8 protein-coding genes are annotated in these 13,980 nt (G+C 42.6%); all 8 read right to left on the bottom strand.

Annotated features, from left to right (window positions below; all coding sequences use genetic code 11):
• Window positions 1-119: 119 nt before the first annotated feature.
• The 8 genes from OCU78_RS13070 to OCU78_RS13105 all read right to left on the bottom strand — a co-directional run bounded on the left by OCU78_RS13070 (window position 120) and on the right by OCU78_RS13105 (window position 13,972).
• The gene (locus OCU78_RS13070; RefSeq protein WP_137375108.1) at window positions 120-911 is read right to left on the bottom strand and encodes a DUF1338 domain-containing protein; all 792 of its coding nucleotides are present in this window, start codon (window positions 909-911) and stop codon (window positions 120-122) included.
• 200 nt (window positions 912-1,111) lie between these two features.
• Window positions 1,112-2,569 (bottom strand): succinylglutamate-semialdehyde dehydrogenase, encoded by a 1,458-nt coding sequence (gene astD, locus OCU78_RS13075; RefSeq protein ID WP_137375107.1) that lies wholly within the window; start codon window positions 2,567-2,569, stop codon window positions 1,112-1,114.
• Between the two features lie 136 nt (window positions 2,570-2,705).
• Window positions 2,706-3,725: an arginine N-succinyltransferase gene (astA, locus tag OCU78_RS13080; protein WP_137375106.1), complete on the bottom strand. Its 1,020-nt coding sequence runs from the start codon at window positions 3,723-3,725 to the stop codon at window positions 2,706-2,708.
• A gap of 110 nt (window positions 3,726-3,835) precedes the next feature.
• Window positions 3,836-5,047 (bottom strand): aspartate aminotransferase family protein, encoded by a 1,212-nt coding sequence (locus OCU78_RS13085; RefSeq protein ID WP_137375105.1) that lies wholly within the window; start codon window positions 5,045-5,047, stop codon window positions 3,836-3,838.
• Between the two features lie 399 nt (window positions 5,048-5,446).
• Window positions 5,447-6,025: an aminodeoxychorismate/anthranilate synthase component II gene (locus OCU78_RS13090; RefSeq protein WP_137375104.1), complete on the bottom strand. Its 579-nt coding sequence runs from the start codon at window positions 6,023-6,025 to the stop codon at window positions 5,447-5,449.
• A gap of 277 nt (window positions 6,026-6,302) precedes the next feature.
• Window positions 6,303-7,193, bottom strand: a complete 891-nt coding sequence (locus OCU78_RS13095; protein ID WP_137375223.1) for an endonuclease I family protein — start codon at window positions 7,191-7,193, stop codon at window positions 6,303-6,305.
• 50 nt (window positions 7,194-7,243) lie between these two features.
• Window positions 7,244-10,633: an ExeM/NucH family extracellular endonuclease gene (locus tag OCU78_RS13100; RefSeq protein ID WP_137375103.1), complete on the bottom strand. Its 3,390-nt coding sequence runs from the start codon at window positions 10,631-10,633 to the stop codon at window positions 7,244-7,246.
• Window positions 10,634-10,798: 165 nt separating this feature from the next.
• Window positions 10,799-13,972: an ExeM/NucH family extracellular endonuclease gene (locus tag OCU78_RS13105; RefSeq protein ID WP_137375102.1), complete on the bottom strand. Its 3,174-nt coding sequence runs from the start codon at window positions 13,970-13,972 to the stop codon at window positions 10,799-10,801.
• Window positions 13,973-13,980: the final 8 nt, after the last annotated feature.

A 13,980-nucleotide genomic window follows, 5' to 3' on the forward strand; every position in this document is an offset into this window, starting at 1 on the left:
CTAGGTTCTAGGTTCTAGGTTCTAGGTTCTAGGTTCTAGGTTCTAGGTTCTAGGTTCTAGGTTCTAGGTTCTAGGTTCTAGGGCTTAGTAATGAAAGCCTCTAGAGAACACAAGTTAGATTAGCTATCTGTACTTTCAAAAATCTTATCGGCAGAAGCCGCAACAAAACCAGTATAGATTTCCCCATTTGCCATCACGTAGCGCTTAGCAAATTCGTAAAAGCCACCCGGGATCATTTCGACACCTTCGGTGAAAGTAACCGCGACTTTATCCGCCATCGTTGAAGATTGTTCAAGAAGCACTTCAGGTGATCCTTTTACTTCTCCACCAGCACTATTGATAGTAAAACCTTCATCTCTCAAGTAGTCATTCACAGACTGAACTTCATCAAACTTATTCAGTTGATTCACACTTACTGTGAAATGGTTTGCCCCATAACCATGTGCCGCAAGCCAAGAAGCGTACTCACTTTCTTTTGCCAACACTTGGAAATCCACAAAGCTTAAATCCCATAGTCGCCCACCAAATAGGAACTCATGACCTTTTAGCTTATTGGTGTCCAATTGCTTCACAAGCTTAGCAACGATTGTTTGTAACTCCGCTGAACACTCTTCAACTTTAAGTTCACTAATGAACACTTTTGGTTGATTTGGATCTGGGTGTTCAAAATGCTTCGCGACTAATTTTTTACTTTCGAAAAGATAATCACCACAAGCTTGATAGCCTAGATCTATAAATGGTTTGGCTAGAGTATCAATGCCAAGCGGGGCTACGTTGAAAGTTCGCAGTGCAATATGGTCGTTGATCAACGCTTCGTCTTCTTTCAACAGCTGCTGAACTTGAGCTGCTGAAGGGCATAAACGTTGAATATAATCGTTCCATAATGAGCTGAATAATAGATCGGGCGTCATGGTGACTCCTTGTCGAGGGTACTAGCAAGCTAGAGATATTGGATTAAGAAGATAAGCTACCGCTTATGCCGCAGCCATTTTGCAATCATTGTCACTGGCAGAAGCTTTCCATGAATAAGCAATCACCAGAGTTTTTATTATTATGACTAGCCTTACATCGAGATAAGGCTAGTATTTAAGCTTTATATTCAGTGATTTATTTAAAGTTCAATACCTGGGCTAAATGTCGCGGGCAGCAATGTCTCTCCACCTTCCATTGAAGCCATTGGATAAGCACAGTAATCCGCAGCGTAGTAAGCACTTGGTCGTAAGTTACCCGACGCACCAGGTCCACCAAATGGTGCATCACCACTTGCCCCTGTCAGTTGTCGGTTACGGTTTACAATACCTGCACGGATATGATCCACGAAATATTCCCATTCAGAGTCATCCGTTGAAACAAGACCTGCAGATAAGCCAAAACGAGTATCGTTAGCTAGGTTTACGGCCTCTTCCAATGATTGGTAACGCACAACTTGTAGAAGTGGTCCAAAATATTCCTCATCAGGCAACTCAGCAATGTTTGTTGCATCGATAATACCAGGAGTCACAAATGCAGCTTCAAGCCCTTTAGCTTCTACTAGGCTAACGCCTCCAAGAGACTGAAGGTTTGCTTGAGCATCAAGAATAAACTTCGCAGCCGCTTCTGAAATTTGTGGTCCCATGAAAGGTGCTGGTTCTGCAAAAGGTTGATCGACACGAATCTTCTGAGTCGCGGCTACCAATTTATTAATGAGTAAGTCGCCCTTCTCTCCCACTGGTACATATAAGCGACGAGCACAAGTACAGCGTTGACCCGCACTAATAAACGCAGATTGAATAATGGTATAAACCGTCGCGTCGACATCTCCATATTGGTCAGAGATAACCATAGGGTTGTTGCCGCCCATTTCAAGCGCCAGCATTTTACCCGGCTGACCTGCAAATTGACGATGTAGGATATGACCGGTATTTGCACTACCCGTAAATAGCACCCCATCTAAGCCTTTTGAGTCAGCTAATGCGATACCTGTTTCTTTAGCGCCTTGCACAAGGTTAATGACACCTGCAGGTAAGCCCGCCTCTTGCCATAACTTCATAGCAAACTCACCCGTCCAAGGCGTCTGCTCTGAAGGTTTGAATACCACGGTATTACCCGATAGCAATGCTGGAACAATATGACCGTTAGGCAAGTGACCAGGGAAGTTATAAGGACCGAAGACAGCCATTACACCCAATGGGCGGTGACGAAGTACAATTTGGTTGCCAGCAGCTTCACGAGAAGCTTCACCTGTACGTTCATGATATGCACGAATTGAAATGGCAATCTTACCTGCCATTGCACCTGCTTCAGTACGAGTCTCCCAAATTGGTTTGCCCGTTTCTTTTGCAATAATCTGTGCAATTTCTTCACTGTTTTCTTTCACTTTTTCAGCGAAAGCCAAAACAATAGCTTCACGCTCAGCAAAACTTAATTTCTTCCAACCTACAAATGCGTTACGCGCCGCGCTAACTGCTGATTCCACTTGAGCTGGAGTTGCACTGTCGCCTTGCCAAACAACCTCATTATTAAATGGGCTGACTGATGTCATCGCTTCGCCTTGTCCGGCTACCCATTGCCCTGCAATCCACTGAGTCATACTACTGTCCTTACTTACAATTTTTCAAAAAGTACTTAATGCACTTTCTTTGGTCATTTCTAACCTTGAGCATTTCTAGCTTTGGTCATTTATCGCTTCAGTCATTTCACGACTCCACAAAGAAGCCGAAACAGACTTACTGAACGAGCATGCGAACAAAGTCGCCTTCTTTAACTTCTAAAGCTTTAGCAACTTCTGGTGATAGGATCACCTTATCACTCGCTTGATCGTATGCACCTTTCGCTGCAACCGCTCGGAAATTTTCAAACGAGGTATTACCAATTAGGTAATCTTGAGAGCTTGAATGCTCCGAGATCTTCACCTGTGCTCTGATCGAATGGCGAACAGATTCAATATTTCGTAAATCACATTCAACAGTTGGACCAGCGTCAAAAATGTCGACATAACCTCGGTTCGTAAAACCTTCTCGCTCTAACAGCTTTAATGCTGGGCGAGTATTATCGTGAACCTGTCCGATTACCGCTTGAGCTTCTTGGCTCAGTAAATTCACGTATATCGGTAACTTAGGCATAAGATCAGCAATAAAGCCTTTTTTTCCGATACCGGTTAAATAATCTGCCAGCGTGAAATCAATAGAGAAGAAATGCTCTTGCAGCCACTGCCAGAAAGGTGAATTACCATCAGCGTCAGATACGCCACGCATCTCAGCAAAAATCGTTTCGGAGAAACGCTCTGGGTGCTCAGACATGATCAAGAAACGGCACTTTGACATCAAACGACCATTCAATCCCCCACGGAAAGATGGACGTAAAAACAAAGTACAAATTTCACTGCAGCCTGTGTAGTTATTACCAAAAGTCAGAAGCTTAACAACATTGTTCACGCCCAACTTTTGTGATGAGTGAACAACCTTGCTGATATGGTAAGAGTAAAATGGGACGTCCCAACCGATAGAAGCTTCGATACCTGTGGTACCGGCCACTTCTCCTGTTTCGCTATCAACGCCAACCATTAGGTAGCCTTCATCACCAGGTTCGGTGACATCCGCTTTGGAAAAGCTGTATTCAGAATGCGTAATGCGGTTAGTTAGGAGCTCTTCATTTACAGGAAGAGATGTGAATCCATGTCCTGATTCAACGGCGCAAGCATGCAGCGCGTCATAATCAGATAATTTAATAGGGCGAACAACTAGCATCAATATTCCCTCCAGATGCAAAACAGGCCCAAAACTAGACAGTCTGGGCCTTTAGCAAGTCATCATAGAATCGCTCTATGGCGAATATTCTTATGACGCGAGCTTTGAGGCTAAACTAACGTCGCGATTGCTTTGTCTAGTTTTGCTAAGCCTTCTTCAATTTCTTGTTTAGTGATGACAAGTGACGGTGTGAAACGGACTACATTCGCTCCCGCAACCAATACCATCAAGCCTTCTTTACCCGCAGCAACTAATACATCACGAGCTCGACCCTGCCATTTCTCATTAAGTGCAGCACCTAGCAGTAAACCTTTACCACGTACTTCACTAAAAATTTGGTACTTATCATTTATTCTAGTCAAACCTTCACGGAATAGCGCTTCACGCTCTTTAACACCCGCTAAAGTTTCAGGTTGGCTCACCACATCAACTACCGCTTCTGCTACTGCACAAGCCAACGGGTTACCACCGTAAGTTGAACCATGAGTACCCACTTTAAGGTGAGGAGCTAAAGCGTCAGTAGTCAGCATTGCACCAATAGGGAAGCCGCCACCAAGAGATTTTGCTGTACTAAGAATATCTGGCGTTACACCTAAACCTTGGTAAGCGTAGAAATCACCAGTACGACCATTACCTGTTTGTACTTCATCAAAAATAAGAAGCGCATTGTGTTTATCACACAGTTCACGGACAGCATTCATGAATTCAGATGTTGGCGAAATAATACCGCCCTCACCTTGCAATGGTTCCATCATCACAGCACAAGTGCGCTCAGAGATGTGTGCTTCTAAAGCGGCTATATCATTATAAGGTAGATGAGTAACATCGCCTGGCTTAGGACCAAAGCCGTCAGAGTAAGCTTCTTGACCACCAACAGTTACAGTAAAGAATGTACGACCATGGAAACCTTGTTTAAATGCAATGATTTCTGACTTTTCAGGTCCATGCACGTCAACAGCCCAACGGCGAGCTAATTTAAGTGCCGCTTCATTCGCTTCCGCGCCAGAGTTTGCAAAGAAAACTTTATCAGCAAAGCAAACGTCTGTTAGCTTCTTAGCAAGGCGTAATGCTGGCTCATTGGTCATAACATTACTTAGATGCCAAATCTTATTTGCTTGCTCAGTCACGGCATTCACCATTGCTGGGTGACAGTGACCTAAACAACTTACTGCGATACCACCAGCAAAGTCGATATACTCTCGACCTTCTTGGTCCCAGACTCGTGCGCCTTCGCCTTTAACTGGAATCATTTCCATTGGGTTATAACAAGGCACCATCACCTCGTTAAACAGACTACGTTCTACTTTATTTTCCACTGTCATCGCACATTCCTTTATCGATACCGCATGCTTCGCAAATAAGCGTAATGATTCATAAGTGAGACAAAATTATTTTGTTCCGCTTTTATCCCGCTGCAGCATTGTATTTACATTTAATTAACCATTTCAATAGTGATTTATTCTTTCACATCGGAAAACAACTGAATAAACGTCACTGCCTCTGACTATTTATGCATCAAGTAGTTTGTTTTATGAAGCTTTTTTTATCGAGGGAGGTGTTCAGCCGTAACAATACATAGCAAAGACGGTGATATAGCACTGTCCGCACTAAATACGGCGAATAAGTTTGCAAAGGCGGGATTACGAAATATAGAGATAACAAATGTTATAAAAAGTGATCGGTGTCCGTTAGGGGCTATGCGTAAACAAGAAATAAAACACTTAACGAGCGAGGAAGTTAGCCAGTAACTGGTGTCCCTGTTCTGTTTTAATTGACTCTGGGTGGAATTGAACCGCATCGATCGGTAACGTCTTATGCTGATAACCCATGATTTCATCCATGCTGCCATCCTCAAATTCAGTCCAAGCCGTTAGTTCGAAACAATCAGGTAATGTGCCATTTTTAACGACTAGTGAGTGATAGCGAGTTACCGTTAATGGATTATTTAAGCTTTGAAAAACACTTCGTCCATTGTGTCTAATTGGAGACGTTTTTCCATGCATAACTTGCCTAGCTCGTACGACTTCACCACCAAAAACTTGGGCAATCGCTTGATGACCTAAACAAACTCCCATTAAAGGCAATTTACCGGCGAAATGCTCTATAGCAGCTAATGAGATACCTGCATCATTGGGAGTACAAGGACCAGGAGAGATCACCAAATGGGATGGAGCGAGTGCTTCAATGCCAGCAATATCAATCTCATCATTACGTACCACTTTCACCGTTGCACCTAACTCACAAAAGTATTGGTACAGGTTATAAGTAAAAGAGTCGTAGTTATCGATGATTAATAGCATGAGTAAATCGTTGACCGTATTGAAGGGAGGACAATAGGGTGTGTATTGTGCAGTAAGAGGCTAGAAAGGCAAGTATTTCTGTTCAAAGGTAAAATATCCAACTATGAATAATTCCCTATTCTTTGAAGGCTAGAACTCTCTGATACTTGCATTAGCCAAGGAGTCACCAATAAAAAGAAAGGCGCACAAGGCACCTTTCTCTGTTATTGGTTCTTTAGTTATTGGCTTCTTATTTAAAACCCATCACCTAGTAACAAGCATAGCGATGATCTATTCGCTACTTACAATCTTTAGCAAAGATTGAGTCCACCCATTGTGGGTTATCAACGAATGGGTTTCGGTTACCTTGAATCTCTTGAATTTTAGTGTTTCTATTAAATTCAAATTCATCTACTGCATCTTGGGTATTCCAAGCCAGTAACGTACACACATTCCCTAGAGCAGTACCGTTATCTACCACTGTTGGTACTAATTCTAGATCTGGTGTCTTAGAGTCATTACCTTCATAACGTGTTGCCATGTAGAAGATCATACGAGCAACGTCGCCTTTCACTTGATCACGAGGCTCAAATGAGTCGCCATCACTGTAGTTTCCAGGCGCTTCAGTCAACTCACTTCCGCCGTTATCAAACTCTAAATTCCCACGTTTGCTGTTCACAGACTCATCTGTAGGACGAAGGTGATGAATATCTGTATAGCCGTAAGCACTCTTATCGTTGAATCCACCATTTGATTTCGGGTAAGTATGTTCACGGTTCCAGTTATCCTGACCTAAACTGCCTTGACCTGTCTTCTGCCCTTTCTCTTGCGAGCGACCGGTATACATTAGAATAACGTTGTTACTGTTATTCGGATCTTCATCCGTTTTATCTAATGCATCCCACACATCAAAGCTGCTAGATGAATACGGTAACTTAGTAATACCAGTAGAGATAATACTATTCAGGGCAGCTTTCAGTTCATCGCCTGATTTGTCTAACGCGCTATCGTAGTAACCATTTGGGTTATGTATTTCACCAGGTGGTACTGGCGGCTCTACAATTGTCATTTCACACGTTACCGATGGAATACCACCAACAACATGTGGATCATGAGCTTGTTCATAAGCTGCCGTTGCGGCAGAGGCATACGCACATGGGATAAGTAATGTAAGTAATGTTTTTTTCATCATAATATTTCGATTAGGGGCGAATTCGCCCCTCTCCTATCAGCAACGAGTTATTTGAACTTACGACGTAAGAAGCCAAGACCTAATAGGCTTAATAAGCCACCTAAGCCAAATGAACCACCGTCGCTATCGCTGCTACTTTTCGCAACTTGAACGGTTTTTGTCTCAAGTACACTGCCTGCAACACTCGTGGTTACTGTGTATTCACCTGCTCCAACTCCTGTAATTGGTACTTCAGTCCAACCGAAGGCAATTTCAAACTGATCAAGAACGTCTTTCTGCACATTAGAAGAAGTCGCCACAAATGCTTGAGTTGCATTGCTGAAGCTTACTGATACTTCATCACCTACTTTAAGGTAAGCAGAATCAGCATATTGAGTCAGATCAACGAAGTAATCAAAACCACCGTCCGTCGGTGCTTCGAATCGAGGTTCATTCAATGGCTCAGATGGAAGCTCAATTGGTGTACCAGGCACAATCGGTTGATCCGGGTTACCAGGATAGATAGGGTCAACTGGCTCTAGTGGCTTGCCATCAAAATCAATGGAAAGAACAACAGGATCATGTGCCGCTGAACGGTACACATCAGTATACTTTTGTCCTGTTTCATGGCCTGCACCAAACACTTCAGACTCACCAGCGTTTATGTTCCACTGAGTTGCTCCGATAACTTTCGTTTTCAAACCAGCTGAGGTTAAAATGTAATCTAAGCTTCCGCTTTCATCCCCTTTAACTACGTTGTAGCTATTCGGTGCAACGATTTCTAAAACATTTTCATAACCATAGCTTTCAGTCACTACTGAACCATCGGCACCGTGTAAAGGTGTATCACCGATAAAAGTATTTGCTGCGGTTTTGATTTCGTAGTCTTCTGGAGCATCAGTACGGTCTGTTAATACAGTAATCGCATCTTCGTTATTGTAAGCATTCAAGCTACCTAGAATAACCTTCTCACCCTCAAGGTTTGCTAACTGTTGACCTAAATAATCAGCAGCAGAGACGCGTAAACTTCCACACGCACCTTGGCTATCAATTTCAGCACTATCTTCTGAACACGTTTGTTTTTTTGATGCAAAGTGGTTGAGCGCAACCACCAATTTCTCTTCACGGTCTTTAAATGAGAACACAGGAACAACAGCGTCATGTTGTGCTGTCATCGTATCATCAGCATTTTTTTGAGAAGGCATTGGGATGACTTGCAATGAATCAAGACCAACCTTATTCGCACGGAAAATAACGTAGTTACTTGTCGCCAGCGTACCTACGTGAGTTAGCCCTTCACTACTTGCAATGTGGTACTGATCAATCTCATCTAATTCAGCGTTTAGTTGTGTAACTAGATAAGCAATCGCAGAACTTTCTTCAAAGCCATTGTTTTCAACTTCCATCAAACCAACAATGTCAGCATTTAATGACTTCAAAGCAGAAACAAGTTTAAGCGTTTGATGATCAAATTCCGTTGAACTTTGAGCTCCCGGGTGAGCATCCGCTTCTAAATATTGATTGGTTTCACCGCTGCCTTCTAAACTATTGATGTACTGGTTAGCGTTGAAAGTGGCAATACGAATATCGCCATTATCAAGAACAGGTTCAGCTTTACGCTTACTGTTATCAGCGGCGAAACTATCCTTAGTAACATTTTCGGTTACATAGAAACGATAATCTGAGTAAGAGTAACCCACGACACCTTGAACGCTACTTGCAAGATCGCCAACGCGGATAAAGTCCTCAGTTGTGCCATTTTGGTCTACATCGGTTTGACCAAAATCAGGGTACCAAGCAGGTGCCCCAACCGTATCTTTTGTAAATGATTCAACCACTAAGCGATTATCATCATTACAATCAGCGGCTTGTTTAGCTTCTTGCGTACCAGGGAAGAAAGATTGGTTCGGGTGAACATTAACTTCACCTTGGCTTAGAACCATGTTGAATCGCTGTGGCCCTTCATCAAAACTGTAGTTACGCGACACTTTCATATCAGAAGCGGAGGTAAGCTTAACTAGCATGCCTTCGTGACGTTCAAGGGTGAAGTCAAATTCAGGATCACTCGATGCGATAGATAATTCAGTTGCGGTAACAGTACCCGTTCCAACCGTTTCAATCGCTGTAGCAGGAATTTGTGTCCAGCCAAAGTTCTCTTCTACAGGACCAGTGACTTTGACTTTATCGCCCAGAGCTAAACCTGAAACATCACCCACAACAAAGATGCCGTCCGATGTTTTTGGATCACTGTCAGGTGTTTCATCTTGCATATAGAAACCAACTGCAACATCACCATCTAGAGCTTCGCTTTGAATTGCAGTGATCACACCGACGACAGTGAACGCTTCATTTGAGATAAATTGTCCGTTTGCAGGGTCGGTATATGGAGAAGCCCAAGAATTACCCTGAAGCTCACTGATCAATGTATCTGGTGTTGGCTCTGGGTCGGGATCAGGTTCTGGGTCAGGGTCTGGATCTGGGTTGCCACCACCTAGGTCAACATTACCAATATCGGTCCAATCATCTTGACCTAACGTTTCAAATTTAGCAGGGTCATAAGCTGTACTCGCCGTCATCGTAGTACGCTTCAAAGTTACGTTTTTATTGTAATCCGTATCATTCACGTAACCCAAAATATCGACAATAGAACCATCTTTAAATAAGGCAATAGAGTCATCACCGTTAAAATAAGTGATGCTTCCTGTACCATCCGATTTTGCTAACAAGTCCGCTACAGCGCTAGAGTTAGCAACCACATAAGTCTCTCCAGCTTGAAGCGTGACTCCAGCTAGATCAAACTCATTTCCCCAGTCACCGCTACCATTTGATTCCATCATCAAGCTGTAGCCATCCAGTGTTACAGCTGTAGAACCCACATTCGCTATCTCGATAGCTTTATTACTGCCTGAACCCTCAACAACTTCAGTGATCAGAATGCTTTCAGCCGGAGCACCTAACTCAACGTTACCGAAATCGCTCCAATCATCTTTATCGACTACTTCAAATTTAGATGCATCATATGACTCGCTTGGAGTTAGATCTGTACGACGTAATGTGACATCTTTATTGAAGTTTTCGCCATCGCCAGCACCCACAATATCAATAATTGTATCGCCTTGCTTGACCGCAACAGCATCATTTCCGTTGAAGTAAGTAACCGTCGATTCGACATTGCCTTTACCTTTTAACTCTGCATCGGCACTTGCGTTGACTATTACATAGGTTTCTCCAGAGGCTAAAGTTACACCATCTAGTGCCTCTTTATTTCCCCAGTCTCCCCCATTTGCTGCCAATTCAACAGTATAGCCATCTAGTGTCACAGAAGCAGAGCCAACATTGGCTACCTCGATAGCTTTATTACTACCAGAACCTTCTGTAATTTCAGAAATAATAATATTGGCGTTTGCCGTTGGAACAAGAACAGCCCCTACCGCAAGTGCTATTAAACTCTTTTTCATTATGATTCCTCTTATTGCACCAAGATTAAAATTTGGTGCTGAGTATTCTTAACTTAGACGTACAGCAATGCCTTCTATGATTGACATAAGACTGAAGGGCAATACTGTACTTGATATAAATATGAATAAGGCTAGCAAATGCTAGCCTTATTATTGAGTGCGTAATTAGCTACGACGGCGGCGTAAGAAGCCAAGACCAATCAGTGATAAAAGTGCACCAAAACCAAAACTACCACCTGAACCATCAGATGATGGGTAGATAGGTTTTACGTTGCTTGAATCACGCTTAGTCACTTCAACAGACATAGCCATTGAGTCGATAGTGCTTGATGCGGCAGTTGCTTGGCTCGCAACAGCGCGTTTTAGCGTCATGTTGATTGAGTAAGAGCCAGCATCAAGACCTGCAACATCAAACATCACTGTTTGAGTACCATCTGAACTTAACGTTACTTTTGGTAGCGCTACGTTCTCAGGAAGTGGTGAAATAGTGATTTCAGCAATATCACCTGCTTTTGCTTCAGCTGAAACTGGGAAACCAATATCAGCGCGACCGCTCTTAGTTGCAATTGTGATAGCCGACTCGCCAGCTTCACCGTACTTATAACCAAGACTTACAATTGCAGAATCATGGTCAGAAGAGCGGAATGGTGTTTCAGCGTAGAATGGGTTTGCTTCATTCTCATCGCCACCTTTGTACTTGCTGTTGTAATCAAACAGCGAAGACTCAGGTGCATTAATGTGCCAATCAACAGCATCAACTAAACGGTCTTCAAGAGAGCTTGTAATAAGCATATGGTCCAAAGAACCTACTTCATCGTTGTACGAATAGCTCCAAGATGTTTTGCCTTCTTCAGTTTTCAAGTCGACTGCATTTAGGAAACCAAATGTTTGAGTAACTTGTTGACCATTAACTGCCGATGGCTGCTTCCCAAGGAAAGTATATGAAGATGCGTAGATCTCTTTGTTCGTTGGGTTACTTGTCAGGATTAACATTGGGTCTTCATTCGCGTATGAGTTCATATCACCCAATACGACTTGATCCCCACCGATTTTCGCCATTTCAGTACCTAATTGGTACGCAGCAGCAACTCGGAAGTTCTCACAAGAACCTTGGTAATCATCATTACGAACGTCATCTTTTACAGGGTCAAAGTTGCTCCATGTTTCCCAACCAACCCAGTCTTCGTAACAAGTAGAACCTTTAGATTTCAAGTGGTTTACTGAAACCGTTAGCTGTTTACCGGTATTTAATACATTGAAGGTCGCGGCAACTGTATTACGTTGATAGTTGTCACCGCTTTCACGAATCTCACCTTTAGAATCAACAATCGCAGCGCCATTTTCATCCACAATCATTGGAGCATGCTGCTCTGGCATTGGGATTACAGTACCTGAAATAACCGATACTTTTGAAGGACGGTAGATAATACCAGTAGTAATAGCATCACTGCCTACCGTATCTTGGTCATCAAGAATAACATCGCCATTCTTATCAAAACCTACAAATACATAACGATTGTGGATAGAGTTTTGGTTTCCACGGTCACCGTAATCTTCATCGTAATATTTTTTGTTAATTGCAGTCAGTAATTCAGTAATAGCGCTGAAGTCACCAAAGCCATTGTTCTCAATTTCCATCAAGCCAAGAATATCTGCATCTAGACCGTAGATTGCTGAAACAAGCTTCGCTTGCTGACGTTCAAACTCTAACTGAGACTCAGCACCACGGTTATCACCGAATGAGTTATCAGAACCACCATAAGGCGAGTTAAAGTAGTTCAATACGTTTTGAGTTGCGACTTTAATAGTAAAGCCATCGTCACCGTAGCTTTCATTAATCACAGGCGCATTTGTACGGTCTGTATTATGAACAAAAGAAACAGAACTGTTATTTGAGCTTTCTAACGTTTTAGGTACTGTGATGTTGAAATCACCGTATGAATAGCCAATAACACCCGTTAAACCAACTACGCTGTCATTAATACGAACGTAATTATTTTGTGGATCTGAAGCAAAATCAGAGTAGTAAGGGATCTGACCATTTGGTGCTTTACCATCTGATTCAAGGATCAAACGGAAATCATCATTTTCAGCAGCTTGACCCATAGAGTCAATTGAACCAGCAATATGATCTTGGTTTGGTTGAGCATTTGGGCGCTTGTAAGCTAATACCATGTTGTTACGGAAAGCATCGTAGTCGAAGCTAAAGCTACGAGATACGCGCATATCTTGGTTGCCTTCTTCTGTTGCATCCATATCAGCAACAGTTTTAACCAACATACCTTCATAACGTTCTAGAGTAGATTCAAAAGTCGTATCACTTGCAATACGCTTCATTTCTACTGGTGTTACCGTAACGGGTGTCGCCTCTAGTACTTCCCACTTATCGTCTTCAGCAACAAGCTGAGTCAAACCATAGTTTTCTTTAACTTTTGCTACAACACACACTTTCTGACCGACCATGCTGTCAGAAGCCGTTGCTGTAGGTACAAAAATACCATCAGAACTTAATTCTTTTCCGTCAGCATTTTCGTCATATAGGTAGAAACCTTTTGATGGGTAGCTTGTTACAGCAGAAACAATACCAGTTACTTTAAACAGGTCTGTTGATTCATAGCTGCCAGATGGAATCAGTGGAGAGAATTTACCTTCACCTTGCACTTCACCAATAAGCTTGCTCTCAACACCTGTTGCATCTGTACATACTTGCTCTACAGGTACAACTACTGGATCATCATTAACATCCGTAGGATGACCTAGACCACCAAACGCATCTTTTCCAAACTCTTCCCACTCTGATTCATTGTAAGTAGAAGATTGAGAGCTACCAGCTTTACGGCGCATTGTCTTGTCAGCCCATAGCTTATCGCCTGAGTGACCATATGTAGCAAAGATATCTTTAACATTCGCTTCTGAAGAATCCGAGCCTAACCAAACGGCATCATCACCATTAAAGTTCATCGCATTATGACTAACTTGATCAAAAGTTCCCGCCACAACCAATGCATCTTCACCACCAAGGCGTTCGATGTATAAACGAATATCAGCGCCAGCTTCACCATTAAGTACGACGATACTTTTACCTGGTTCTAACGTAATGCCCTGCAATACATTATTACCATCTGGATCTTTAATTTGATTCTTGTATGAAGAGTAGTAAAGCGACAATGTACCATCGAAGGTATGAGCAGTTGTGCCCGTGTTACTGATTTCAACCGCTTTATTGTTTGCAGACCCTTCAACGTACTCTGTAATTAATACGTCATTAACATCTGCCAGCGCTGCACCACTTAGTACACCACTAATCGCACCAGCAAGTAGAGTTATTTTCTTGTTCATTATTAGAT

Origin of the sequence: Vibrio gallaecicus, assembly GCF_024347495.1 — a bacterium.
Taxonomy (GTDB): Bacteria; Pseudomonadota; Gammaproteobacteria; order Enterobacterales; family Vibrionaceae; genus Vibrio; species Vibrio gallaecicus.

What these genes read in the sequence shown, in the direction of transcription:
- OCU78_RS13070 (WP_137375108.1), bottom strand. Translation starts at nt 911, where the DNA reads ATGACGCCCGATCTATTATTCAGCTCATTATGGAACGATTATATTCAA.
- astD (WP_137375107.1), bottom strand. Translation starts at nt 2,569, where the DNA reads ATGACTCAGTGGATTGCAGGGCAATGGGTAGCCGGACAAGGCGAAGCG.
- astA (WP_137375106.1), bottom strand. Translation starts at nt 3,725, where the DNA reads ATGCTAGTTGTTCGCCCTATTAAATTATCTGATTATGACGCGCTGCAT.
- OCU78_RS13085 (WP_137375105.1), bottom strand. Translation starts at nt 5,047, where the DNA reads ATGACAGTGGAAAATAAAGTAGAACGTAGTCTGTTTAACGAGGTGATG.
- OCU78_RS13090 (WP_137375104.1), bottom strand. Translation starts at nt 6,025, where the DNA reads ATGCTATTAATCATCGATAACTACGACTCTTTTACTTATAACCTGTAC.
- OCU78_RS13095 (WP_137375223.1), bottom strand. Translation starts at nt 7,193, where the DNA reads ATGAAAAAAACATTACTTACATTACTTATCCCATGTGCGTATGCCTCT.
- OCU78_RS13100 (WP_137375103.1), bottom strand. Translation starts at nt 10,633, where the DNA reads ATGAAAAAGAGTTTAATAGCACTTGCGGTAGGGGCTGTTCTTGTTCCA.
- OCU78_RS13105 (WP_137375102.1), bottom strand. Translation starts at nt 13,972, where the DNA reads ATGAACAAGAAAATAACTCTACTTGCTGGTGCGATTAGTGGTGTACTA.